Here is a 26595-nt window from a genome sequence, read left to right as displayed (position 1 = left end):
CATTTTATCATAAAAGGGAGGTTAATCAGCGATGACAGAGTCAAATGCCACGGAAACTGAAAGAGGTATTTGGTTTTTTCATCCCCCTTTTCATTGGGCAGGCAGATGAGGACGCGCCACTTTCCTCACCTGCGACACGGTTACGCCTTGTTGTTACTCCAGTTTGATGGATTCATTATTAGCGCCGACTGCATCCCTACGCTGCCGCTCATCGACGGGTTATAGGCCTGTTTCCCGTAGAATGACGGGAGCTGACTTTTTGCTGTCGATGACGAGCTGCTTGCTCCGCCAGATGTGGGAATAAAGGGTTTCACTCCCTGTTTGGCTATCGCTCCGGTCAGGCTGCCAAACGCGGGTATCGTTAATTTGCCTAATGAGAGGCTTTGCAGCGTTTTTATTACGGGAATACGGCTGAGGCAAGTGAACTGCGGTACGATACCGAGGCTGCCAAACGAGCTGTAAGCGTTGCTGACATCCGTAAGTGATGATGGGCTGAATGAGAGCCGATTACCCGCACCAAGGATGTTGTCGTAAATCTTCGATTGTTGGTGGGCAAACGCACCGCCAGCACCGGAGACTGCGCCAGTAATCGCACCACCAATCGCCCCCGTAATCGCGCCGCTGAGCATCGATTGTTGCCAGGTTCCCGAGTTGGCGACGCCGAAGGCGTCATTGACAAAATGCTGGCTGACGCCTTGTGCAGCGCCAATGACACCTCCAGAGACCGCTCCAACAAACGATCCAGCGATGATGCCGCCTGCCGTTGTTGATGTTGCCGCCGCCGCCGCTGACCCTGCGGCAAAAGCACCGACCCCACCTGCGGCGGATAGTGCGCCCGCAACGGCACCGATCCCTGCTCCGGCAAAAATGTAACCCGCCAATGCGCCACCTTTTAGCCCAGATTGAATACCCGTGTAAGCCGCCACGCCGCCGCCAATTACCGCACCAGCCAGTGCCCCCATGAGCAAAATGACCAGAATTGGCGCTATTTCACCCGAAGGATCGGTTTGGTTGACAGGGTTGTTGTAGCAATAAACAAAGGGCCCACCATATTGGAATCTGGGATCACATGAATAAAAACGCCCAAGCTGAGGATCGTAGAAACGTGCGCGATAGTTGTAGATTGCCAGTTCAGCATCAAATTCTTGGCCGGTATAGCGATAGTGCGCGATCTCTGGCGTACCGACGCTATTGGCAAATCGCTGACCAAACGGCATGTAGTCCAGCATGGTAGCAACGGTGCCGTCGTCAGCAATGACGGCACGCACCGACCCCTGCAAGTCCTTCAGTACATAGTATGTTGCATGGTTTTTTACCATCGCCAATAGGCCGCCAATGCCATAGATATACTGGGTGTCTTGTTCCCCTGACTCCATCAGTGGAAAATCACTCAGCCCATGCACATACAGCGTTTGTGTGCCGTTGCTATGCCTTTTTATGACACGCTGATTAATGCCGTTATAGGTAAACTCCAGCGAGTTGCCCTCTTCCAGTGAAACGAACTGCGGTAAATTATTCAGCGCATTGTAGTCGATGCGTGCAATATGGCGATGCGATGAGGCGGTGACATTGCCGAAGGTGTCATAACGGTAATGCTGTGTTTGCGCGTTATCGTGATGAACGGCAGCAACTTTATTGCTGTTCTTTAGGTAATCATATGTCCTCAGTGCCGTTCCCTGCTGAAGAGACAAGATATTACCATTGGGATCGAAGGTAAGCGGGTGGCCGATGCCAAGGCTGTAGTCATCGTGAGTGCTGTGCTGTGCGACGATTAACTGGCCGCGTTTATCGTACTGATAGCGGTAGGTAAATGTGTTTTCTGGATTGATGCTGTTTTCGCTGGTGGCGCTGGCAATATTACCGTTGTAGTAACCTGAGCCGTTATAGCCACCGGATGTATAGCTAAAGGTGTGTTTGAGCAACAGGCTACCGTCAGCGTACTGGTTGTCTATTTCGGTTACCCATCCCGGTGAGTTGTAAGCTAGACGACGTACAAGCGGGCGACTCCCTGTGGTATTGAGCTGTTCTCCGGCGAGGCTGCCATCAGCATGATAACGATATTGTGCAAACTTTCCAGGGTCGCTCTCCGTACCGATGGCCGTGTTTTGCCCCATGTTATTATAGGTGTAAATGACACTGGGAACGGGTGCGCCGGTAGGGTAATCAATACGCGTGGTATTACCCAGATTGTTGTAAGTATATGTCGTGGTTTGTGCAGCTTGCTCTGGCACGCTCAATGTGGTGCGTGTTGTGTTGCCGTAGCGATCGTAGCCGTAACTGTTTTCGACGATCGTATCGCTGGCATTTCGTTTCTGTATTTTCCATAAACGCCCGCGTAATGTGACGTCTTCCCCTGTTCCGTCATAGCTATTTTGGGTTTCCCAGAGGTTATTCTGTGGATAGCGCGGATCGCTGTTCGCTATGCTCTGTAATTGGCTGCCATCTCCCCAAGAACGCGTAATTTCTCCTTCCTCAATGATACGACCCAGAATGTCATATTTCTTATAGAGAACGGTGCCTTTCTCAACCGTTAACGGCGTTGAACTAAAGCGTAGACGACCTGCGGAATCGTAGATATAGCGCGTTTCTCCCGTATCTGGCGTCGTTCGGGATATGAGTTGCTGCAGGAAGTTATAGCGGTTGTGGGTCGTAAATGCCCCAGCGTCGTTGCCTGGTAAAAAAGCGTTCGGATGCAGGATTTGGCAGATATTCCCCGCGGCATCAAAAACTTGCTGAACGGCATCAACAACGGTGTTATCTGCACTGGTCTGTTTGCCTAACGTTTGTCCTCTGCGATCTTTAATTTCCAGAACCTGAGAGCCATTCGCATCGGTCAGCGCGGTAACCAATAATTCGCCTGGGCGATACAAAATGCCCGCGATGCTTTTTTGATCGGTAACGCCATACCGAATCTGTGTGGTGTGGCTGTTGCTGCCAGTGATGGCAAACAGTTTGCCGGGTAATCCCTTTTTCAGTGGCCGCCCGAGTGATGACGCTTCATAGCGAGTGCCGCTGTACGGGTATCCTTCATCTTGTGGATAAAGCGTGCTGATTTCGCCACTCATCATGCCCGTTGCACTATCCAGCCCGCTGACAAACCCTGAGCGGTAGCCGAAAAGTGTGTTGTCAAATGTTGCTATCTTGGTTTCAGCGATGCAGTTCCCTAGTGCGTCATAGCATTTTTCTTTAACCAAACACTGGATACCATTCAACACCTGATACTGCATACCCTGCCGATTCGCATTTTTATACACCATTGAAATTTGAGGTGAGCGATACGTAACAGGATTAGCGAATTGCAATTCGCCCTGTGCTGAAAACACGCATTCGCCACGCAGTGGCGTTGGGCTTTTTATGGCAAAAACTTGTCGACCATCGGCGAATAAGAGCACGGCTCCGTTGACAGGAATCAGTAAAACCGTTGCGGGAACCTGGCCATTAACTTTGCTATTTTTGTGCGTCGTGCCATCCAGTTCCAGCGTCCAGCCCGTTGATGACTGCCATTTGGCGTTTAAGCAATTACCGATAGTGATGCCAAAAGCGGCATTCTGAGGCGTGTAGGAAGAGAGGGTAACGCCGATAGCATAGCAGTCATGCTGCTGGGTTGGCCGCCATGAAATGGTGTTAATTGCCTGACCCGTGTGGCAAAGCTGGCCGTTATTGAGCCGCCACGCACTGGCGACATCCCGCTGCCAGTGCTCCCAGACTTGCTCGCCGTTCATAAAGGTTTCGTAGAGGCCGCCTTCTGCCGCCATGATGTCACAGCTACTGGAGGGATCGTTTTGAGGATAGGCAAAGGGCTGTGCGACATTCCAGCTTCGCGTCGCGTAGCTTACCGACCCTTTTTTGCTGTTCTCCTGTGGGCCAACTTCGGTGAATTTCTGGCGTAGTGCATCGTAGCCATAACGCATGATATCGGCATTATTGCCGAGCGTGGCGGTTTCATCCCAGTAGATAGGATCGTAAAATTTCGCTTCCATGTTGCTGGTCAACGGGGTAATGCTGATATTGTTGATCAGAAGGTAAGCGGACGATTTTTCGTTCGTGAATGCCACGGTTAGCGGGAGAGGAACCCCTTCTCCCTGATAGTCGATGACCGCCTGCCAGTACACCCATTTCGCTTCATCGGTAGGGATAATCGCCATTTTTTTACGTTCACCGCCGCCTGAGCGCGTTTCCAGATAAACGTTGCCCGCGTTGGTCAGAAACCCTTTTTCCGCTTTTATCCAGCCAGCAATGATTACCGTCTGCGAGTGTTGTAGCGGCGCTATTCGCGACAGTGCGCTGTTAGCGGCAAGTTTAAAACTCTGGGTGCCTGTGCACGCATCACCAGAGGTGAGATTGTCTGCCATCGTCCCCTTGCTTGATGATAATTGCCAGTTCGACGAATAGGCTTCATAGGGTTCAAAACCGACAAAATCACAGGTGTTCTCGTCTTCGCTGGTGAAGGTCGCAATTGGCAGAATTTCGTTTTGATCCCATAGCGTACTTTCTATCTGTTTTGTGGCGTCAGTCCCACTGGTGATTGCCCCATAAAAACGCCTGCGCAGAACGCTATTTACCTTCAGCCATGATGTACCCGGGTTGGCAGCGATGAGGTGTGGGTCCTCTGGCGTGGTGTCATCAGAAGCCTGTTGCAAGATATACGCCTGGCTTGCTGCCCACACTGTTGGTGCTGGGCGACCAGAGAGTGGAAACTGACGTGACTGAGGGGTGTATTGTTGCAGGCTGCCGGAGAATACCGTTTTCTTGCCGCCATTAGCCGAGCTGGTAACCGAGTCAAAATGGGTGAAAGGAACATCGATAACGTGCTTAAGTAAGAACCACGGGTAGGCCTGATATGCATAACCATAGTCTTTAGTGATCGTTTCTACCGTACCGTCTTGAGTCACATTATCAAACGTTTCCTGTACGAGTTTGCCAAACTGGTTGTCATAAGTGTAGCCCGTGGTCGTCAGCAGGCCATCATTGGTGCTTGTGTCGGTGACGCAGCGGATGTAGCCGCCAAATAAGTCACGTTGCACTCCCTTGATGGTGAGCGTTGTAAACACCTCCACATGCTTCTGTTCATGTACCAACAGATTATGGCTGCTATCGAAGGTTTTTTGTTCAATAAGCTGCCCATCTAAAAGGCCTGAATCGTCTTGGTCTGACGCCCTGACCTTCTGATTTTTTCTGGTTAGTCCGTTGAAATAATTATTTTCGGTATAGCCAAAAAGCGGGGTGGCTGGCGTGGTGGTGCCCGGATAAGAGGTGCTTTTGTAATATTTAAATACGGCACCAGTTGGATCGCAGGTTGCCGTTGCGATATCAAAAACATACGCCGTCGTGCTGGTGGTATAACCGTCATTGATACTGACCGTATCGACGCAATAATCCACCAGCGTACCTTGCAGGGTATTATCCAGATAGCGGTTCAGCGTTAGGGTTTCTGCGTTATCAAAGCTCTTTTCCAGCGGCAGATAGGTGACAAAAGTGGAGAGGCCTGAAGGGTATTGACCATTAATGTTAGTTTTGATTTGCCCGTCTGCACCGATCTGTGTGAAGTAGCGTTGGACGATAACATCTTTACTGGCAAGGTTCTGGTTGAGGAGTGGCCAGACGGTCGTATCTTTGACTGCCGTTCCTGCCAAATTCAAATAAGAAATAAAACGCGGCCCCTGATTGATCATGGTGGTGCTATCTATCTCATACGGCACTTCCTGATAGTGGCTGACCGCATCCTGCCAGTTACACCAAGAACCACGCTGGTAGATACGATTGCCCATGGTGGCAATATCGGCACCGGCCGTTGGGAAGAAATGTATTTTCCGCGCGGATGTGGGGCCGTCTTTGCTATACAAATCTATGGCGCTGTTATCCCAGCGGGTAATCTGGGTCGTGGGATCGTAGCCAATGAGTTTGGCTTGCACGGCAGATTCCCGATTACTGACCGCGATAGCGTAATCGGTGCCGTAGGCATACCAGTTTATGTCCTGATCGCTACAGGTATCGCGGAAATTCAGGCTTTTGTTAAACAACCATGATGCGCCGTTGTAGCGTAGCAAATGAGGGCCGGAAGCAATCATGCTGTTGTTGATGAATTTGGCGATAAAGGGAATGGTAATCACACTGGAGGGATTACTTTTCGGTAGGCGACAGGGGAAGTCGACACTGTTTATCGTGTTAAAAGCAGCGTCCCATTCCAGAACTTTAATGGTGTAGTCAACGCTAAGAGAAACTTCCTGAGTAATGTAAGTCAGCGCAATAAACGAGGCGCTGCTGGCAAACCCAAAGCTGTTTGCTGGATTAGTGCCGCCTATGGTAAAGGTCAGCGTTGTGGACGCGCCGGTATGCCATTGCTCGCCACCGTCCTGATAATAGAGTGTGAATGTATTGTGATGCGTGCCGCCGCTTTCTGGCGCATAGTCCAGAATGGCGTAGTACTTGTTTGTAGCGGTGATGTAAGGCTTGTTGTTTGGCTTATTTGCCGCAAGATCGGAGGATCTCTCTTCAATAATCCATGACTTGGCAAAGCTATTCCATGTGTAGCGTAGTAGCTTGCGGTTATCTTTATCACAAGTGACGAAGAAATTGTCACCCGCAGCGATTTGTAAATGAGCGGTTTTTGCATTTATCGGTGCTGTTTCGAGCCATTCCCCCCATTTTCGGTTGTCTTTATGGTAAACGTGTACGCCCGATTTCCCATTCTGTGGGCTGGAATAGGTCAGACAGGCAAAGTCAGTGGAGGTAATCACGTTAACACTATTGATATCGAACGCGGCCTTGATGACCTGCTGCGTGGGCGTCCACTGTTGCCAGCGCCCCAGCCAAGTATAGAAAGTGATATGGATCTGGTCGGTCGATTCGTTTAGCCATAGGCTGACCACATAGTCCGCCCCAAACCAGACTCGAGGCTTCGCGGTGCGTGGCCAAGGGTTGGTAATCTGCTGCTGCCTGTCACAGAGGGGCAGCGCCTGCTGTTTGTATCGGTAGGCGATATCGGCCCCATCGGGCGTAATCGCACGGCTTAGCGCCCCAGCGTTAACGCTGCCTGCTGGCCAGTAGCTGAGTTGTAGGTCTGGCAGGGAACACGGGGTGGCGTATGTCCGGCGTATACTGGTTAGCGTGCGTTTGACAGTGTCGCCGTAGAGGTTGTCATTCTTTGCGTAGTGGCTGAAATTGCTGCTGATGTCATAACCCAATTGCACGGTATAAAGCAGAGAGCCTTGAGGATTATTAACGACAATATTGTCCAGATAACGCGTTTCGTATCGATCCTGATAGGGGCTCGGCTGGTTATCAGGGATCTGCGTATAGGGTGCATTCCAATGTGGAGACAAGTATTCGCGCGGGCCAGCAGGGGAATGGATATCGTACAGTTTTTCCTTGTAGTTGAAATTAATGGTACGGTTAAACATGTCGGTGATTGTTAAAAGGTAACAGGCTTTAGTAAACGATAGCCCGTTGTCACCAACCTGTTGTTCCACCACATCATAGCTGAACGTGATGGTATCTCCCCAAAGGCTTTCGATTTGCACTAAATTCCAGGTTGACGCGAATCTTGATTGTAATAATGTTTTATCTCCGGCATGCGTCAGCGCAGATTGTCCTGACCAGTTACCCCATCTTACTTTCCATTGAATAGCATGTTGATTCGGGGTTATTCCACCGTAAAAATAACTGGTGCCATCGTCTTTCACAATTTCCCAGCGTTCAAACTCTGGGTAATATAAAATTTTACTGAAATCATATTGGAAACATTCAAAGGCAAAACCACCAGAAAGGACACTCAGATGTGAGCCTCGGTTCTTAACGACAAACACACGTTGATTTTGGCTATCGACAATTTCCCATTGTTGATTCGGTTCGATGGTATTGACACGGGCATGACTATCAATCGTTATTCCAGAATCAATAAACTGAGACTGAATAGCGGAATCTATTTCCCCTTTGTTAAGAGGGGGGATACTGTTGTTGGAAAGTGTCGCACGCTGCCATTCATTTTTTGTTCTTATTAATTCTGTTGCGCTGTTATTAATGTAAATTTGATAGGTGTTGTCGCCTGATGAGGCACTCCCTCGTGTTTCAACTTCTATTCTTTCAAAAGGAAGCTTCCAGCCTAGTCCTAATATACTTGTTGGGGCGCTGGCATTTGATTGATGAATCTCATTTTTAACATTACTGCCATAGGATGCCGTCACTTTCACATCCAGCTTGTTTCTTCCTTGCAGTGAAACTAAGTCTAGAGGTAGATTTATATCACCGCGAAATAAATTAACGCTGTCCTTAAATATATTGTTGATGTTTTTTTCGAATTGGCTTGGGCGTATTTTTGGGGTTTGACTGTTCGTGCTATTGTTCATTTTTTATATCCTTTTAATGAAGCGTTATCAGTCAGGATGCATAAGTTAGGCTAGAGACGGTAATGTGTCGTGAGGATAATGGCTTTCTGACGTGTGAACCGTGTATTCTGGACGGTGTGCTGGTACTCAAAAGTCGCAGATAGCATTTCTGCTACCTGCGATATAATTAATCAAAAAAGAGAAAGATAAAATTATGAATCACATTCTGCGACAACAAGAACGTTGACGCTGCCATAGGCTTTATTATTGGACTTGTCTTCCATAAAACAGGTTGCAGAAACGGTGACTTTATTGCCACTAAAACTTGATATTGAGCTGGCAACGCTAATGGTTTTTAAATGGTGATCAGCACTACCGAAAGAAAGTTCAAAGGCTTGAACGGCGACAGAGGCGTTAAGTACACGAGTTCCGAAATCTATACTTTGTGTTGCACCTGATTGAACTTTGACAGCTTCAAACTTTGTAGTGGACATAGCTTATCCTTATTAATAAATAATTGTAGTTATGCTTTATATACCCTAAATAATTCGAGTTGCGTGAAGGCGGCAACTGCGCGAATCCCCAGGAGCTTACAGCAGTAAGTGACTGGGGTGAGTAAGGGCAGCCAACGCACAAGCAGCTTGAAGTATGACGGGTATAGCAGGAGTATTGCTGTTAGCCATTTTAATAACGTTAATGCAAGAATAAATTATATTCAACGAATGGCTTTGTCAATCTCGCAGGGATAAAAATAATTCATTTTATTTTTTCCTTTATCATGTTGTTTTTTAAGGTTTTATTTTATAGTTTCTTTGGTTATTGTTAATGTGGTTATTATTACCACGATCTTCTTTTAAGTGAGAGGAGAATAATAAATTGTATTTTATAAGTGATTCTGATGACTCAGGTTTCAATTACAATCCCAGAACATAACGCCAAGGAATGTAAAATACCTATTTACATTGATTTTTTATGGCAGTTTTATTAAGAATAATTTTTATGACTAATTTTTTAAGTGGTAATGGAAAAGCTAAATCTCTCACAAACTTAATGATATTAATAACTCAAATATCATTTTTGATAAAATAACCAATGATATTTTTATCGCGTGGCATGATGATTATGCTATTAAATCAGGATGACCCTGAGAAATGCAATCAATCTTGGGGAATAAAAAAACCCTGCCGGAGCAGGGTTTCCCACAATCAAATTTTTGGTGCACTTAAAAGTAAATCTTAGAATGGAATATCGTCGTCGAAATCCATTGGTGGTTCGTTGCTTTGCGCTGGAGCGCTGTTCTGTGCAGGGCGCTGCTGAGACTGCGCGCCGCCGCTGAACTGGTTGCCACCCTGCGGCTGCTGAGGTTGACCCCAACCGCCTTGTTGCTGGCCGCCACCTGCATTGCCACCGCCTGCTGGTGCACCGCCGCCCTGGCGTCCACCCAGCATTTGCATGGTGCCGCCGACGTTAACAACCACTTCTGTGGTGTAACGTTCTACGCCAGCCTGATCGGCCCATTTACGGGTTTGCAGTGCGCCTTCGATGTAAACCTGAGAGCCTTTACGCAGGTATTCGCCCGCGACTTCTGCCAGCTTGCCGAACAGAACCACACGGTGCCATTCGGTCTTCTCTTTCTGCTCACCGGTTTGCTTGTCACGCCAGCTTTCCGACGTAGCCAGCGTGATGTTGGCAACTGCACCACCATTCGGCATATAGCGGACTTCCGGGTCTTGACCCAGATTCCCGACAAGAATCACTTTATTAACGCCTCTGCTGGCCATGCTCGTGTCTCCTGATGAATCAATTTATGTAAGTCTAAACGATCAATTTTATCATGATACACATTTGTATCATACCTGCGAAATGGCTTCAGAAATGAAAGTAATATTTACAGCGTTTGCAAAATAAACGGGTTTAATACTGGATATTCATTCAGCCTTTTTTATGGCAAGCTATCCCTGCTTGCCACCCTATCGGGCCGTCGCGAGCGACGTTAAAAAATGCGTCCGGCATTTTTTTTGTGCCATAATTGCTCGTTTCGTACCGTTTCTCTCTGTTTGAGAGGCGATGACAATCCGTTTTTATTCCGGGAAGTGTGTGAATGGATAAGATCGAAGTTCGTGGTGCTCGTACCCATAATCTCAAGAATATCAACCTGATAATCCCTCGTGACAAACTGATCGTCATCACCGGTCTGTCTGGTTCGGGTAAGTCATCGCTGGCGTTTGACACGCTGTATGCCGAAGGGCAGCGGCGCTATGTAGAATCACTCTCCGCCTATGCCCGTCAGTTCCTGTCGCTGATGGAAAAACCGGACGTCGATCATATAGAAGGGCTGTCGCCCGCCATCTCTATCGAACAGAAATCCACCTCGCACAACCCGCGTTCCACGGTCGGGACGATTACCGAAATTCATGATTACCTGCGCCTGCTGTTTGCTCGCGTGGGTGAACCGCGTTGCCCAGAGCACGATGTGCCGTTGGATGCGCAAACGGTCAGCCAGATGGTCGACAACGTGCTGGCGCAGCCGGAAGGCAAACGCCTGATGCTGCTGGCACCGATTGTGAAAGATCGCAAAGGCGAACACAGCAAGACGCTGGAAAACCTGGCCTCACAGGGCTACATCCGTGCCCGTATCGACGGCGAAGTGTGCGATCTGTCCGATCCGCCGAAGCTGGAATTACAGAAAAAGCACACTATTGAAGTCGTCGTCGATCGCTTTAAAGTGCGTGACGATCTGGCACAGCGGCTGGCGGAGTCATTCGAAACCGCGCTGGATCTGTCCGGTGGTAGCATCGTTGTTGCCGATATGGACGACCCAACCCAGCCTGAACTGTTGTTCTCGGCTAACTTTGCCTGTCCGGTGTGTGGCTACAGCATGCATGAGCTGGAACCGCGCATGTTCTCGTTCAATAACCCAGCGGGTGCGTGCCCAAGCTGTGATGGTCTGGGCGTGCAGCAGTTCTTCGATCCGTCCCGCGTGGTGCAAAATGCCGAGCTGTCGCTGGCAGGCGGCGCCATTCGCGGCTGGGACCGTCGCAACTTCTACTATTTTCAAATGCTGCGCTCACTGGCGGAGCACTACAAATTTGACGTCGATGCCCCGTTTGAAAGCCTGAGCGCCGCAGTTCAGAAAGTGATCCTGTACGGCTCCGGTAAAGAGAACGTCGAATTCAAATACATCAACGATCGCGGCGATACCTCGATACGTCGCCATCCGTTCGAAGGCGTGCTGCACAACATGGAGCGTCGCTATAAAGAGACGGAATCCACGGCGGTGCGCGAAGAGCTGGCGAAATTCATCAGTAACCGTTCCTGCGCCAGCTGTAGTGGAACGCGCCTGCGTGAAGAAGCGCGCAACGTGTTTGTCGAGCAGACGACGCTGCCGCAGATTTCCGATATGAGCATCGGCCATGCGATGACGTTTTTCCAGAATATGAAGCTTAGCGGGCAGCGCGCCCAAATCGCCGAGAAAGTGCTGAAAGAGATTGGCGATCGACTGAAGTTTCTGGTGAATGTCGGGCTGAACTATTTGTCGCTCTCCCGCTCGGCGGAAACGCTGTCCGGCGGCGAGGCGCAGCGCATTCGTCTGGCGAGCCAGATCGGTGCCGGGCTGGTTGGCGTGATGTACGTACTGGATGAGCCGTCTATCGGCTTGCATCAGCGTGATAACGAGCGCCTGCTGGAAACCCTGATTCACCTGCGTAATCTGGGCAATACCGTCATTGTGGTTGAGCACGATGAAGATGCGATTCGTGCCGCTGACCATGTGATTGATATCGGCCCCGGCGCGGGCGTGCACGGCGGGCAGATTGTCGCAGAAGGCACGATGGAAGAGATCATGGCGGTGCCGGATTCGCTGACGGGGCAGTTCCTCAGCGGTAAACGCAAGATTGAAATACCGCAGCAGCGCGTGCCTGCGGATCCGACCAAAGTGTTGAAGCTGATTGGCGCGAAGGGCAATAACCTGAAAGACGTCACGCTGACGCTGCCGGTTGGGCTGTTTACCTGCATCACCGGTGTGTCGGGATCGGGCAAATCCACCCTTATCAACGATACCTTGTTCCCACTGGCGCAGCGCCAGTTGAACGGTGCGACGCTGGCGGAACCCGCCGCTCACCGCGAGATTCAGGGACTGGAGCATTTCGACAAGGTGATCGATATCGATCAAAGCCCGATTGGCCGCACGCCGCGCTCCAACCCAGCAACCTACACCGGTATTTTCACGCCGATTCGTGAACTGTTTGCTGGCGTGCCGGAAGCGCGTACCCGTGGCTACAACCCCGGCCGTTTCAGCTTTAACGTGCGCGGTGGACGCTGCGAAGCCTGTCAGGGCGACGGCGTAATTAAGGTCGAAATGCACTTCCTGCCGGATGTCTATGTGCCGTGTGACCAGTGCAAAGGCAAGCGCTATAACCGCGAAACGCTAGAGATTCAATACAAAGGCAAAGGCATCCATGAAGTGCTGGATATGACCATTGAAGAGGCGCGAGAATTCTTTGATGCCATTCCGGCGCTGGCGCGGAAGCTGCAAACGCTGATCGACGTCGGCCTGTCCTACATTCGCCTTGGGCAGTCGGCCACCACGCTATCCGGCGGGGAAGCGCAGCGTGTGAAACTATCACGCGAGCTGTCGAAACGTGGCACCGGACAGACGCTGTATATTCTCGACGAACCAACAACTGGCCTGCACTTTGCCGATATTCAGCAGCTTCTTACCGTTCTGCATCAGTTGCGCGATCAGGGTAATACCATCGTGGTGATTGAGCACAATCTGGATGTGATTAAAACGGCAGATTGGATTGTCGACTTAGGGCCAGAAGGCGGCAGCGGCGGCGGGGAAATTCTGGTCTCCGGCACGCCGGAAACGGTGGCGGAGTGCGAACAGTCTCACACTGCGCGTTTCCTGCGACCTATTCTGGCGCGTGAAGCCTGATAGCAGGGGACGCCGATGTGGACGCAATATGAAATCCGCCTGAAGCCGAAAAGCAGAGGCTTCCATCTGGTGACCGACGAGATACTGGCGCAGGTTGTCGCACTGCGTCAGATAAACGTCGGGCTGATGCAGGTGTTCATCAAACACACCTCGGCGGCGCTAACGATTAACGAGAATGCCGACCCTACGGTGCGGCAGGATTTTGAGAGTTTCTTTAATCGCTTGGTGCCGGAGGATGAACCGTACTACCGCCATACGTATGAAGGTAGCGACGACATGCCCGCGCACCTGAAAGGCAGCCTGCTCGGCAACAGCCTGACGATCCCCATCACCAACGGACGCCTGAACATCGGCACCTGGCAGGGCATCTACCTGTGCGAACACCGCAACCACGGCGGCAGCCGCTCGCTGGTTGTCACGCTCAACGGGGAATAACGCCAGCGACGCATCCCGATAAGCATCTAGCTGCCTGCACGGCAGTGAACACAGCCGCTTGTGCATCGATTTCAGCAATTGCTTTCTAATCTGCCTGTGCGGCAGTGAACCAAACTTATCAGGATGATAACTAAGCCAAAACTTTCTAAGCTGCCCGTGAGGCAGTGAAATCCTGTGTCTCAGCAGACATCTGTGCATCGGGTTTCTAAGCTGCCTATACGGCAGTGACCCCCATACCCCAGCCAGCGCATTATCAGTCATTTTCTAAGCTACCTATACAGTAGTGAACGTGCAGGAACGCAATTCACAAACCCATTAAACTTTCTAAGCTGCCTGTACGGCAGTGAACCCACTTGATGCGCTGACACATGCTGGTGTGTGTTTCTAAGCTGCCGCATAGGCAGTGAACCTGGGTAACACCGAATACGTTAATTTTGCTCATTTCTAAGCTGCCTATGCGGCAGTGAACGGCGAACGTGATCCCCGTTCGCCGACCTTTCGTTTCTAAGCTGCCTATGCGGCAGCTTAGAAAAGCGTCGAAATCTTCCCGCCATTCGTCTTCGTGTTCACTGCCGTATAGGCAGCTTAGAAATAATAGACCAAGCCCGTAAACAGAACGCCATCGTTCACTGCCGTATAGGCAGCTTAGAAAAGAGATGATCGCCGACACTCTCGATGGAATTGGTTCACTGCCGTATAGGCAGCTTAGAAAGTCCGGCAACCAGACTGATTTGATGGAATCAAGTTCACTGCCGTATAGGCAGCTTAGAAACAAAAGATTACAAGCTGTCACGTCGGATAATTGTTCACTGCCGTATAGGCAGCTTAGAAACTCGTTTTCCGCCCGCTCAATGCCATCAACGCGTTCACTGCCGTATAGGCAGCTTAGAAAACCGATGGCAATACGCTTAAATGCCGCCTGTGGTTCACTGCCGTATAGGCAGCTTAGAAATTGGTTATAATGCAGACGCCGACCGATGCATCGTTCACTGCCGTATAGGCAGCTTAGAAATATTTGGAGCGAGTGGCCGTCATGGATACCCAGTTCACTGCCGCACAGGCAGTTTATCCACGGCCTCAAGCGCTGTTGTCTGGCTATTATCGAGGTAGTACTGCGCCAGCGCTCACCCCCTTAAATAACGCATATTGATGACCTTATTTCGTAACGTTTTTAAGTAATAAGTTTCTTTTTAAGGGAATGCAAATTGTGTATTGGGTATTATTAATATTTAAAAATCATCATTTTTCCGTTAAAGTACCCTTACAGGGAAATAGTTCGCTGACTTAAGTCAAATTCAAGGGAGTGAGTGACTGTGAAATACGATCCGGTTTTAAAAACGCTTGTGGATGATGACTATCGGTTAGAAGATCATCTTGATTTTAAAAAGCAGCATGCAGATATTAACTATCAGAAATTACACGCACAACTAAATGAAATAAATAACGATAACATTCATGCCATATTGACTGCGCAGGAAGCGACGTATTTTTTAAAGACGTTATGTACACCAAACCCTAACGAATCGTGGAAAACGGCGATATTTGGCTGTACCGATCCTACTTCATCGTTTGCTGGGAATATTGCAGAAGCGGTATCTGTAAGCAGAATCGTGATGGAGATGAAAGGGTTCGGTGTAACGGCAACAGAATATGTCGGAAAAAACGGCAGTAAGTACATAAAACTGTCTGGCTATCCGGGAGTAAGAAAGTATTTAGATGCCACCCGATATTTAGTCGGTAACCAAAAAATACTCGACATAGGGATAGGTACAAAAGGAATTGAAAGTGGTATTGCGACTGGAGCAAGGTTCTGTATTGTATTTTCAGGCGCTTATCGAGCCATTGAGTTGATGGTGAAGGACGAATACGCACTAACCGATTTCTTTGTTAATTTAACGATGGATGTGGCAAAACTGGCTGTATCGGTTGGGATTGCATGGGGGGCGAAAATAGCAGCTACCGGGTTTATGCTTACTGGCGGTAGTGTTCTTGTTATTGCCATTGGTATATTCTTTTTAGGTGTTTTAGTGAGTGCAATATTATACTGGTTAGATAATGAATATAAAATTAGTGAAACGATAATAAAAAATTTAAAATCACATAAGAAACAGTATACCCCATACCATCCCGATCAATTCTTTCATGCTTGGGGGAGAGTCAGTCGTGGTTAAGATAAATAGGCCGTTAGTTGGTGCATTTGCAACCTTGATTTTCCTCATGTCCTGTTGGGGATGCTGGTTTTCTTTAAATGGGTATTTAGCCTTTTTTAAATTAAGTGATGTAATCACGTTCTCTTGGAAAGTTGGTGTTCTGGTATTTTCAGCACCGCTATTATTTTACTTTTCATACTTGGGGTTTTATTCTGCAATGAAAAATGAAATAGCGAGAATGAATAATAGATTAGCTAATGTACTGGCTGTTATAGCTATATTAGGTGCAGTAGTTGGTTTGTTTTCATCAACATATATATCATATAACCTTAGTGACCAAGGTTATAAAATATGCCCTAAGAACTCTTGGATGGATCCCAATAAATATGTTAAAGACACCGCTTTTTGTAAAGAGTAAAAATGGTATAAGAGTATGCTTTTTCATTTATGGGGGGGGCAGTCGTGGTTAAGATAAATAGGCCATTTTTTTCATATATTCAGTTTTTATTCTTTCATGCTGGGGAGGATAGTTTTCTTTAAGCAGGTATATTGAATTTTTTAATCTAAAAAATGTAGTTTCATTTTCATGGAAACTTGGTGTCATAATTTTTCTAGTTCCAATAGCGTTTCAGTTTTCTTATTTTGGTTTTTTTTCTGCTATAAAAAAAGACCAATTAAAATGAATAATAAAACTTCAAATGTATTGGTCATGTTTGCTATTTATGGTGCTGCGGTGAGATTTTTTTCATCTATGTATATCTCTTATAGCCTTAATAAGCAGGGCTATAAAATCTGCTCCAAGAACTCATGGATGGCTCCCAATAAATATGTGAGAGATGTTTCTCTCTGTGATTAATGGTAAAAATAATCTGATGGGTTTTATGATTGTTGAGGATTGTTCGTGTTTAAAATAAATAGACCGTTTTTTTTCGCATTCTCATCTTTTACCTTTCTATTGACATGCTTTACTGGTTGGTTTTCTTTTAATTCATATTTGGATATTTTACAGTTAAACGATGTGATCGTGTTTTCATGGAAGGTTGGGTTAATGGTATTTGGTTCTCCTTTGCTATTCTATTTCTCGTATTTAGGGTTTTATATAGCAATAAAAAACAAACCTATAGGAATGCATGGAATATTTACAAATGTGTGCGGCTATTTGTTTTTTATTGGTGTTGTTATTAGTTTTGTTGCATCTATGTACATATCTTTTAACTTTAGAAGTTATGGCTATGAAGTCTGCCCTAAAAACTCCTGGATGGCTCCTAATAAATATGTGAAAAATATCGCTCTTTGTGATGAATGGTGAATAACAAGCACATCTGATGATAAGGTGTGCTTGTTATCAAAGGTCATAAATTTTAGAGACTCATTTCCTCCCAAATACTATAACCCGACGTGCCTGCGATCTTATGGTTCCATGCTATGGTTTTATATTTTAGCTGGACTTTTTCATACGGCATGATGTCGTTGTTATCGATGACGTGCGGATAGACACAGGTGACATCAACAATGCTCGCATCCGTTAAGGTGACTTCATAATAAAGTTCTAACTGCCCAGCGGAATTGACGCGATAAAAATAAAATGTCACATCGACCTTTTCATTATAAGAGATTGCCATCCCTAATAACGGGGATGACTTATCGATTGGCTTAATAAAATGAATCGGATGATGAGCGACATTCTGATCGCGGCTGATGCTATGGTTTAAACCTAATACCTGTATTTGATCTTCATGACCCGTTTGGTAGCGATTACCAATTGAGTCTAGCGTTGAGCAACCCGATGATATTAAACCCTGTTTTTGACCATTAATGCTGGCGTAAATCAAATTAGCCATATCAAATCCTTATGAGAAAATTTATCAATAGACTGAGTGAAAATATATTAATCATCAGCTCGGAAATAATACGGCTAAGGCAACGTCAAAGCAAAGCGAACAATCATAAAAGGTGAATTCAGACCGCGCCTGAATTTATTTCTCGCCAGTTCAGCCAGATTCGCATATCAAATTCCAACTGGTGATAATCAGGGTCCATATGGCAGCAGAGTTGGTAGAAAGCCTTGTTGTGGTCTTTTTCTTTGAGGTGAGCGAGTTCGTGTACCACGATCATCCGCAGGAAATCTTCTGGCCCGTCACGGAATAGCGTTGCTATTCGGATTTCATTATTGGACTTTAATTTTCCGCCCTGCACGCGTGCCACAAAGGTATTGGTTCCCAGCGTCCCTTTGATCGGGTTCTGTTTATTGTCGTAAAGCACCTTTGATATCGCTGGAGCGTTTTTCAAATATCGCTGTTTCAGCTCGGCGACAAACTGATAGAGCGACTTGTCACTCTGGATCGGATGGCGGTCAGGGTATTTTTTTTCCAGCCACGGGCCGAGTTTACCTTGATCAAGGAGCGTTTGTACTTGTGCAATAATTGCTGGGGGATAACCGTTCAGGTAGCGTAGCTGGGTCATATTTTATTCGTTGGGATAAAGCATGGCAGATTTGTCGATGTGTTGCCGTCAGTCTGAGTGTAGAGAACAGATAGTACGACAGCGATAGTTAACCGAAAACACAAGCCACTGGGTTAAGCGAGCTCACTCATGTGAGTCGATTAAGCCACAGTGGCGTTGTCATTTACAATTTACTGAATCGCGGCGAAAGCGGCGGCGACGCGTTGGACGTTGCTGTGGTTCAGCCCCGCCATACACATACGGCCGCTGGCGATCAGGTAGACGCCGAATTCTTCACGCAGACGATCAACCTGTTCCGAGCTGAATCCGGTGTAGCTGAACATACCGCGCTGGGTGAGCAGGTAGTCGAAGTTACGGTTCGGCAGCGCGTTTTTCAGTGTCGATACCAGCTCCTGACGCATGCTCAGAATGCGGGTGCGCATCTCTTCGACTTCCGCTTTCCAGTCGGCGTTCAACTGCGCGTCATTCAGGACTTTAGAAACTACCTGTGCGCCGAAATTCGGTGGGGAAGAGTAGTTGCGGCGGACGGTCGCTTTTAACTGACCCAGCACGCGCTGTGCGCTGTCGGCATCGTCGCACACTACGGAAAGGCCGCCGACGCGCTCGCTATACAGTGAGAAAATCTTGGAGAACGAGTTGGCGATGAGTGCCGGAACGCCCGCGCTGGCAACGGCGCGAATCGCATAGGCATCCTGCTCAATCCCGAGGCCAAAGCCCTGATAGGCGATGTCCATAAACGGAATCAGCTCACGCTGGATGATGACTTCAATGACGCGATCCCACTGCTCGGTGGTGAGGTCGGAACCGGTCGGGTTGTGGCAGCACGGGTGCAGCAGCACGATGCTGCGCGCCGGCAGCGTTTCCAGCGTGGCAAGCATGGCGTCAAATTTCACGCCCAGGCTTTCGCCATCGAAATACGGATAGGTGTGAACGTTAAAGCCCGCGCCCTCAAAGATCGCAATATGGTTTTCCCAGGTGGGATCGCTGACCCACACTTCTGAGTTCGGGAAGTTGCGTTTCAGGAAATCTGCACCGACTTTCAGTGCACCGGAACCGCCCAGCGTCTGGATGGTGGCGATGCGACCGGCTTCCAGCGCCGCGTGGTTTTCACCAAACAGTAGATGTTGGATCGCGGTACGGTAAGGTTGTAGCCCTTCCATCGGCAGATAGGAACTCGCGCTCTGCGCTGGCTGTTTCAGGCTGCTTTCGGCCGCGCTGACGGAGCGCAGCTGTGGGATAATATTCTGCTCGTTGTAGTAGAGCCCGATACTCAAATTGATCTTATCCGCTCTTGGATCCTGTTTGAATTTTTCCATCAGAGACAGGATAGGATCTCCGGCATAGGTATCAACGTTTTGAAACACAGTGTAGCTCTCCTGAGTGTGTCATTTTTATGGGTACCGCAACCCCGACGATGGTAGGGGACAATCAGGCCGCGTAACGGCCGGGGCGATGATTCATCGCGATAATCAGGTTCAGAATGGTTGCCCCCAGAATCGAAGCAATCAACATCGGTATGCTTACCACGAACAGGGAAGTCAGCACAATCACAACGTCAACGCCCATCTGGAGTTTTCCCGCCCGCAGGCCGTATTTGTCCTGAAGATACAACGCCAGAATATTCATGCCGCCGAGGCTGGTCTTATGACGGAACAGCACCACAAAGCCGATACCGGTGATGATATTGCCAAACAGCGTGGCGTAGAACGGGTTGAGCTGATCGAAATGAACGAACAGTGGATGCAGGTCGGAAAACAGAGAAACCAGCCCGACGGCGCAGAACGTTTTGATGGTGAATTCCCACCCCATACGGCGCACGGCCAGATAATAGAAGGGCAGATTCAGCAGGAAAAAGGCAACGCCGAAGGAGACGTTGGTCAGATAGTGGATAAGAAAAGCGATGCCCGCGGTGCCGCCGGTGAGGGCACCAGCCTGACGCAGCAGGATAACGCCAAACGACACCATCAGCGTGCCGATCAGGATCGCCAGAATATCTTCCAGCAGCGTGTGTGATATTTTTTGTGTGGGAATAACGTTATCCATGGTGAGCACTCAATAGACTGTCGTAAAAACATGTGCTTACCAAAGCAAGAATCGCACCAGATAGTGCTGCTTAGCGGCTGGCGTCTGCGTAATCTCGCCTGCGATAAGAGCAACGTATTGAATTATATGAATGAAAATAATGCGTGATTCATGCGTTTTTTATTATTTATTTGTATTCTTCGTGCGCTTAATCGGGTTTTGTTGCGTGAAATATTCATTTTGTGCACCGAATAGAGGCAATTGCCCCAATTCAGGGCAACGCAGGCAGTTCTGGCATCATCAAACCGTTCTCTTTGAGGCGATTCAATACCACTGAGGTTTTCAGGTGCGCGACGCTCTTGTTCTGCGACAGAATCTGGCTAATCAGGGTGCTGAGTCCGGGCAGATCTGCCACGGCGACTTTTAACAGATAATCGGCATCGCCCGTGGTTTTATAGGCGTCGATGATGGCATCCACTTCCCCCAGCATTTGGTGAAAGCGTTCAACGTATTCGCTGGTGTGATTGATCAACCGTACTTCAATCAACCCCAGACATTCCAGCCCGACCGCGTTCGGCGACAGGCGGGCATGGTAGCCGAGAATCAGCTGTGCCTGTTCTAGCGCGATGCGACGGCGGGAACACTGCGAGGCGGAAAGCCCAACCAGATCGCTCAGCTCCTGATTGGTCAGGCGACCGTTCGTCTGTAGCAGCGTCAGGATTTTCAGATCGAAATCATCAATGTGGTACATCGCGTTCCCTAAACAGTGTCAGGCAGTGAGCCAAACAGACTACCAGCTTTTTAGGCCGCGTTGCCTATGAGTTTTTTATTACTGATTTTCGGCGCGTTTAATTTTCTTAACTGCCTGTACGGCAGTGAGTCCAGCACGAGTTTGTGCGCAAGAAAAGTTAAATTTCTAAGCTGCCTATACGGCAGTGAACCCACAGCAGCAGGCATTACATTAGCGCCGAATTTTCTAAGCTGCCTATACGGCAGTGAACCCCCATCTGGCGCTTCTCAGTCATTCGGGTACTTTCTAAGCTGCCTATACGGCAGTGAACAATCCCGCTTGCTGAACGCTCCCATACATATTTTTCTAAGCTGCCTATACGGCAGTGAACACTGTCCGCGTATCAGGACATCGTGGGTGTGTTTTCTAAGCTGCCTATACGGCAGTGAACACGTAGCTGAGTTCAAAGATGCGTTTATTGCTTTTCTAAGCTGCCTATACGGCAGTGAACTCTACATTGTTACCAGTCAGCCCACTGGCGCTTTTCTAAGCTGCCTATACGGCAGTGAACCGTTCATATTTTACGGTAGTTACCTAATTTTAAAAGGAAATAAACCATTTTTCCCGAAAAACCCTTTTTTATCAGGGCTGATAATCAAAATTAAAAATCAATGAGTTACGACGATGCGTAAAAAAAGGGTCATGAACGTATGGCAAAGATTTTATTTATCGACGATAGGCCTATGTCAGGTATCGCTCGATGCGGTGTTACCTTGGGATAGCGCCGCAGTAGACGCTACGACAAAAATTAAAATCGCGCTAGCCGCAGCAGGCACGCCTATTGGCCCGAATGATACGGCCATCGCGGGTCATGCCATCAGTGCTAAGGCCATATTGGTCACCAATAATCTGAGAGAATTTGAGCGAGTACCGGGGCTGACGTTGGAAGATTGGGTTAAATAATCGGTCAGACTGACCGGATGATGTCTGGTGAAGTGAAAGTCCTGATACTTGTTAAGCTGCCTACACGGCAGTAAATCCATCACTCAACAATAATCCGCTCATCATTCTCTCCCAGACAGATACTTAACTGCTGGCCGTCAGGGCTGAAAGCGCAGTAGGGGAGAGGTTCACGCAGGTAGAGATGCAGCGGGAGCGCGAAATAAAGCGCAACTAGCAGCAATGCCGCGACCGCTTTCGCATAGGTTGGATGTGGAGCGACTGGATTGCGCCGAGCGTGTCGATATTTCACGATGCCGATGGCGGCCATGCCTGCGCCCACCAGCATGGAAACATACAGTTCTCCGGGCATGGGGGAAAGTATCAGCTCTTCGCTTTCATAATCCTGCCAATATTGAATGCGCCACAGGGCGCTGATACCGATTTGCACCAGCCCCGCGAGTATCCAGGCAACACGCCATCCCGAGAGCCGAAAGAGCGCCAGAAAGCAGAATCCCGACGCGGCGCAAGACCAGTAGATGAGATCGAACATCGCGCTAAACATGCCGCCAAACAGCGTGCCGCCGACGTCCGTCGGTTTCAGAGTATAGAAATTAATAAGGGCAAACAGCGCCAGGATGGCAGATACGGCAAGCCAGCTTGCTGCATAGTAGATAACCCGTTTTAAAATCGGCAAGCCATGAGCCTGCCGATAAAAACTAGCCAGTCCCTTTTTACTCACCGTCGACGTATTCCAACGCGGTGCGCTGGGTTAAGCGCGTAATCAGTTCGTAGGCGCTGGCACCCGTATGCGCGGCAATGCGTTCAACCGGTAGCGTTGGGCCCCACAGGATGACCTCATCGCCGACCTTATCCTGTGCATCTGGCCCTAAATCTACCGTAATCATATCCATCGATATGCGGCCAGAAAGCGGCACTTCGCGACCGTTGACGAGCACAGGCGTACCGGCTGGCGCGCAGCGCGGGTAGCCATCGCCGTAGCCGACGGCGACCACGCCCAGACGGGTATTGCGCGGGCTGGTCCAGGTGCCGCCGTAACCGACCGCTTCACCTGAGTTGTGTTCGCGTACCGCGATCAGGTGAGACGCAAAGGTCATGGCTGGCTGGAAGCCGAAATGTGCGGCGTCTTCGTTATCCAGCGGCGACACACCATAGAGAATGATGCCGGGACGAACGCGATCGCGGTGCGACTGCGGCCACAGCAGAATACCGCCGGAGGCCGCAATGGACTGTGCGCCGGGCTTACCTTGCGTAAAGGCATCGAAGCAGGCCAACTGGCGTTCGGTGGTTCCCGCTTCGGGTTCATCGGCGCGGCAAAAGTGGCTCATGATATTGACTGGCTGCACCACGTTGCGGCATTCGGTCAGGCGTTGCCAAAACGCGTCGGCGTGTTCCGGTAGAACGCCAAGGCGATGCATACCGCTATCCAGTTTCATCCACACGGGGATCGGCTGTGGCAGCGTGGCCTGTTCCAATGCGGCAAGCTGTTCAGGGCTGTGAACGGCGGTTTCTAACTGGTGCTCCACCAGAAGCGGGAGGTCGTCGGCGGAGAAAAAGCCTTCCAGCAGGACGATGGGCTTGGTGATGCCCGCGGCGCGTAGCGCCAGCGCTTCGGAGAGTCGCGCAACGCCGTAGCAGTCAGCGTCGCAAAAGGTATGGGCAGCTTCGAGCATGCCGTGGCCGTAGGCATTGGCTTTCACGATGGCAACGACCTGACTGTCAGGCGCTAGCTGACGGATACGTTGCAGGTTGTGGCGCAAAGCACGCCGGTTAATGACGGCAGTTGCCGTTTTCATTCTTGTTCCTTAGTGCAGTGTTGTCATTGCTGAGCGCTGCGTTATTCATCGTCATATTGTGGGCCGGCATAGTTATCAAAGCGCGACCACTGCCCGTTAAAGGTCAAACGAACGGAACCAATCGGGCCGTTACGCTGTTTCCCCAGAATGATTTCAGCGATGCCTTTCAGGTCGCTGTTTTCGTGATAAACCTCATCACGATAGATAAACATAATCAGGTCGGCATCCTGCTCGATGGAGCCGGATTCACGCAGATCCGAGTTAACCGGGCGCTTGTCGGCGCGTTGCTCCAGACTACGGTTAAGCTGCGACAGGGCGACAACAGGAACCTGCAATTCTTTTGCCAACGCTTTGAGTGAGCGGGAAATTTCTGCAATTTCCAGCGTACGGTTGTCGGACAATGACGGCACGCGCATCAATTGCAGGTAGTCGATCATGATCAGGCTCAGGCCATTATGTTCACGGAACACGCGACGGGCGCGGGATCGCACGTCGGTCGGCGTCAGGCCGGAGGAGTCATCGATGTACATGTTGCGTTTTTCCAGCAGGATCCCCATGGTGCTGGAAATACGCGCCCAGTCTTCATCGTCCAACTGACCGGTACGAATGCGGGTCTGATCCACGCGAGACAGAGACGCGAGCATACGCATCATGATCTGCTCGCCGGGCATCTCCAGACTGAAGATCAGTACGGGCTTTTCTTGAGTCATCGCGGCATGTTCGCACAGGTTCATCGCAAAGGTCGTTTTCCCCATTGATGGACGTGCTGCCACGATGATCAAGTCGGATTTCTGCAATCCAGCGGTTTTCTTGTTGAGATCCTGATAGCCCGTGTCCACACCCGTAACACCATCATGTGGTTTCTGGTAAAGCTGCTCGATACGGGAAACGGTATCTTCCAGAATGCGGTCGATACTTTTTGGGCCTTCATCTTTGCTGGCACGGTTTTCAGCGATCTGGAATACGCGGGATTCCGCCAGATCGAGCAGATCCTCGCTGCTGCGCCCCTGCGGATCGTAGCCCGCGTCGGCGATCTCATTGGCGACGGAGATCATTTCACGTACCACGGCACGCTCGCGCACGATATCGGCGTAGGCACCGATGTTAGCGGCGCTGGGGGTGTTCTTTGCCAGTTCGGCCAGATAGGCGAAGCCACCAGCGGATTCCAATGAACCTTGCAGTTCGAGCGATTCGGACAGCGTGATCAGATCGATCGGTTTGCTCATTTCCAGCAGCCGATGCATCTCGGTGAAGATCAGACGGTGGGCGCGGTTATAGAAATCGTTAGCAACAACACGCTCGGCGACATTATCCCAGCGTTCATTGTCGAGCATCAGGCCGCCCAATACCGATTGCTCCGCTTCCAGCGAATGTGGCGGAAGTTTCAGACCTTCCATCTGGCGGTCGCGAGGTTCATTCGATTTATTGGTGGGTCTTTTCTCTGCCATAAAACGGGTTCTTTACCGGTTGATTTGCCATTGGATTAGGGGGCATTGTATATGCCGCACGTCCGAAATAACACAATATACCCGTCATACTTCAAGTTGCATGTGCGTTGGCTTCGCTTCGTCACCCGAATCACTTACTCAAGTAAGCTCATCGGACTCCTTCGCTTGCCGCCTGCCTGAAACTCGAATTATTTAGGGTATACGTATTATAGAGAGACAACGAACCTGTCACGATTAAGGAGATAACATGGCAAAACGCGTTCAGTTCCGAGCCTATGGTGGCCCAGAGGTTCTGCAATATGTGGATTTCACGCCTGCCGAGCCCGCGGCGGGAGAGGTTCAGGTCGAGAATCGCGCCATCGGCATTAATTTTATTGATACCTATATTCGCAGCGGCCTGTATCCGGTGCCTGATTTACCTTCGGGGCTGGGAACCGAAGCGGCGGGCGTTGTGACGAAAGTCGGGGCAGGGGTTAGCGTGCTGAAAGTCGGCGATCGCGTCGTGTATGCGCAGTCTGGGCTGGGGGCATATAGCGAAGTGCATAACGTGGTAGCAGAGAAGGTTGCGCTGCTGCCAGATGCCATCAGTTTTGAACAGGCAGCGGCCTCTTTCCTGAAAGGGCTGACGGTTTACTATCTGCTGCGCCAGACGTATGAAATCAAGCCAAATGAAGTCTTCCTGTTCCATGCGGCGGCGGGGGGCGTTGGGTTGATTGCCTGCCAGTGGGCGAAGGCGCTGGGGGCGAAACTGATCGGAACGGTGGGCTCTGATGAGAAAGCGGAGCGGGCAAAACAGGCGGGTGCCTGGGCGACCATTAATTACCGTACCGAGAATATTGCGCAGCGCGTCGCGGAACTGACCGATGGGCAGAAGGTGAACGTCGTGTATGACTCGGTTGGGAAAGATACCTGGGAAGCCTCACTCGATAGCCTGCGTCGTCGCGGATTGATGGTCAGCTTCGGTAATGCGTCTGGGCCGGTGACCGGCGTCAATCTGGGTATTTTGAACCAGAAAGGCTCGCTGTACGTCACGCGTCCGTCGCTGTTTGGTTACGTTACGAACCGTGCCGAACTCGAACAGGCCAGCAATGCACTCTTTTCACTGATCGCCAGCGGGGCGATTACGGTTGATGTGTCGCAGAACCAGAAATTCGCGCTGTCGGATGCGCAAGCCGCTCATCGGGCGCTGGAAAGCCGCGGTACGCAAGGCTCCTGCCTGTTAATTCCCTGATCTTTGTTTCTGAAAAGCAAAGGGCTTCCCGTTAGGAAGCCCTTGCCGTTACGCTAATTTCATCAGACTGTATGTAGGGTACAGCGTAGCGATCGTCACG

18 protein-coding genes, 1 pseudogene and 2 CRISPR repeat arrays are annotated in these 26595 nt (G+C 49.7%); of the genes and pseudogenes, 8 read left to right on the top strand and 11 right to left on the bottom strand.

Annotation, left to right across the window (positions count from 1 at the left end; genetic code table 11):
• Positions 1 to 140: 140 nt before the first annotated feature.
• The 3 genes from EO763_RS18400 to ssb1 form a co-directional block, all read right to left on the bottom strand.
• Positions 141 to 7520, bottom strand: a complete 7380-nt coding sequence (locus tag EO763_RS18400; protein WP_161529818.1) for an RHS repeat domain-containing protein — start codon at positions 7518 to 7520, stop codon at positions 141 to 143.
• A gap of 1016 nt (positions 7521 to 8536) precedes the next feature.
• On the bottom strand, positions 8537 to 8818 hold the full coding sequence (locus EO763_RS18395; protein ID WP_039490817.1) for a hypothetical protein: 282 nt from the start codon (positions 8816 to 8818) through the stop codon (positions 8537 to 8539).
• 741 nt (positions 8819 to 9559) lie between these two features.
• Positions 9560 to 10105 (bottom strand): single-stranded DNA-binding protein SSB1, encoded by a 546-nt coding sequence (gene ssb1, locus EO763_RS18390; RefSeq protein ID WP_010295128.1) that lies wholly within the window; start codon positions 10103 to 10105, stop codon positions 9560 to 9562.
• Positions 10106 to 10425: 320 nt separating this feature from the next.
• Here ssb1 and uvrA point away from each other — a divergent pair, with 320 nt between their 5' ends.
• The 6 genes from uvrA to EO763_RS18360 all read left to right on the top strand — a co-directional run bounded on the left by uvrA (position 10426) and on the right by EO763_RS18360 (position 17154).
• Positions 10426 to 13260: an excinuclease ABC subunit UvrA gene (gene uvrA, locus EO763_RS18385; protein ID WP_039490819.1), complete on the top strand. Its 2835-nt coding sequence runs from the start codon at positions 10426 to 10428 to the stop codon at positions 13258 to 13260.
• 15 nt (positions 13261 to 13275) lie between these two features.
• Positions 13276 to 13695 carry a secondary thiamine-phosphate synthase enzyme YjbQ gene (locus EO763_RS18380; protein ID WP_039490821.1) on the top strand — a complete coding sequence of 140 codons (420 nt, stop codon included), beginning with the start codon at positions 13276 to 13278 and terminating at the stop codon, positions 13693 to 13695.
• 564 nt (positions 13696 to 14259) lie between these two features.
• Positions 14260 to 14707: a CRISPR direct-repeat array (repeat unit 28 nt; unit sequence GTTCACTGCCGTATAGGCAGCTTAGAAA).
• Between the two features lie 301 nt (positions 14708 to 15008).
• Entirely contained in the window at positions 15009 to 15866 is an 858-nt protein-coding gene (locus tag EO763_RS18375) for a hypothetical protein (protein WP_161529817.1), read from the top strand.
• Complete coding sequence (locus tag EO763_RS18370; protein WP_161529816.1) at positions 15859 to 16263, top strand: DUF1240 domain-containing protein; 405 nt, start codon at positions 15859 to 15861, stop codon at positions 16261 to 16263. Before EO763_RS18375 ends, EO763_RS18370 begins: the two co-directional genes overlap by 8 nt.
• A 168-nt stretch (positions 16264 to 16431) precedes the next feature.
• Positions 16432 to 16701 (top strand): DUF1240 domain-containing protein, encoded by a 270-nt coding sequence (locus EO763_RS23685; protein ID WP_425281351.1) that lies wholly within the window; start codon positions 16432 to 16434, stop codon positions 16699 to 16701.
• Between the two features lie 45 nt (positions 16702 to 16746).
• Positions 16747 to 17154, top strand: a complete 408-nt coding sequence (locus tag EO763_RS18360) for a DUF1240 domain-containing protein (protein ID WP_161529815.1) — start codon at positions 16747 to 16749, stop codon at positions 17152 to 17154.
• Positions 17155 to 17206: 52 nt separating this feature from the next.
• Here the strand turns inward: EO763_RS18360 and EO763_RS18355 are convergent, their stop codons facing one another.
• The 5 genes from EO763_RS18355 to EO763_RS18335 all read right to left on the bottom strand — a co-directional run bounded on the left by EO763_RS18355 (position 17207) and on the right by EO763_RS18335 (position 21081).
• The gene (locus tag EO763_RS18355; RefSeq protein ID WP_010295094.1) at positions 17207 to 17686 is read right to left on the bottom strand and encodes an Hcp family type VI secretion system effector; all 480 of its coding nucleotides are present in this window, start codon (positions 17684 to 17686) and stop codon (positions 17207 to 17209) included.
• Between the two features lie 118 nt (positions 17687 to 17804).
• The gene (locus EO763_RS18350; RefSeq protein ID WP_044208625.1) at positions 17805 to 18308 is read right to left on the bottom strand and encodes a M48 family metallopeptidase; all 504 of its coding nucleotides are present in this window, start codon (positions 18306 to 18308) and stop codon (positions 17805 to 17807) included.
• Between the two features lie 170 nt (positions 18309 to 18478).
• Positions 18479 to 19672, bottom strand: a complete 1194-nt coding sequence (locus tag EO763_RS18345; protein ID WP_161529814.1) for an amino acid aminotransferase — start codon at positions 19670 to 19672, stop codon at positions 18479 to 18481.
• A gap of 64 nt (positions 19673 to 19736) precedes the next feature.
• Positions 19737 to 20351, bottom strand: coding sequence for a YitT family protein (locus tag EO763_RS18340; RefSeq protein WP_161529813.1), 615 nt, complete (start codon positions 20349 to 20351; stop codon positions 19737 to 19739).
• A gap of 250 nt (positions 20352 to 20601) precedes the next feature.
• Positions 20602 to 21081: an Lrp/AsnC family transcriptional regulator gene (locus tag EO763_RS18335; RefSeq protein WP_010295086.1), complete on the bottom strand. Its 480-nt coding sequence runs from the start codon at positions 21079 to 21081 to the stop codon at positions 20602 to 20604.
• 102 nt (positions 21082 to 21183) lie between these two features.
• Positions 21184 to 21631: a CRISPR direct-repeat array (repeat unit 28 nt; unit sequence TTTCTAAGCTGCCTATACGGCAGTGAAC).
• A gap of 185 nt (positions 21632 to 21816) precedes the next feature.
• Here EO763_RS18335 and EO763_RS18330 point away from each other — a divergent pair.
• Positions 21817 to 22023, top strand: a pseudogene (locus EO763_RS18330) (PIN domain-containing protein); the annotation flags it as partial.
• A 79-nt stretch (positions 22024 to 22102) separates the two neighbouring features.
• Here the strand turns inward: EO763_RS18330 and EO763_RS18325 are convergent.
• Genes EO763_RS18325 through dnaB form a run of 3 tightly spaced genes read right to left on the bottom strand, consistent with a single transcriptional unit; the run spans position 22103 to position 25264 of the window.
• Positions 22103 to 22741 (bottom strand): hypothetical protein, encoded by a 639-nt coding sequence (locus tag EO763_RS18325; protein WP_161529812.1) that lies wholly within the window; start codon positions 22739 to 22741, stop codon positions 22103 to 22105.
• On the bottom strand, positions 22734 to 23816 hold the full coding sequence (alr, locus tag EO763_RS18320; RefSeq protein ID WP_161529811.1) for an alanine racemase: 1083 nt from the start codon (positions 23814 to 23816) through the stop codon (positions 22734 to 22736). The genes EO763_RS18325 and alr overlap by 8 nt, the downstream gene beginning before the upstream one ends.
• Before the next feature lie 41 nt (positions 23817 to 23857).
• Positions 23858 to 25264: a replicative DNA helicase gene (dnaB, locus tag EO763_RS18315; protein ID WP_010295074.1), complete on the bottom strand. Its 1407-nt coding sequence runs from the start codon at positions 25262 to 25264 to the stop codon at positions 23858 to 23860.
• 247 nt (positions 25265 to 25511) lie between these two features.
• Between dnaB and EO763_RS18310 the strand changes: the two genes are divergently transcribed.
• Positions 25512 to 26495 carry a quinone oxidoreductase gene (locus EO763_RS18310; RefSeq protein WP_161529810.1) on the top strand — a complete coding sequence of 328 codons (984 nt, stop codon included), beginning with the start codon at positions 25512 to 25514 and terminating at the stop codon, positions 26493 to 26495.
• The last annotated feature ends 100 nt before the right edge of the window (positions 26496 to 26595 follow it).

It is taken from the genome of Pectobacterium odoriferum (genome assembly GCF_009931295.1).
Classification (GTDB): Bacteria; Pseudomonadota; Gammaproteobacteria; order Enterobacterales; family Enterobacteriaceae; genus Pectobacterium; species Pectobacterium odoriferum.
Note: the sequence above shows the minus strand (reverse complement) of the source record. Positions and strands in the feature narration are given on the sequence as shown.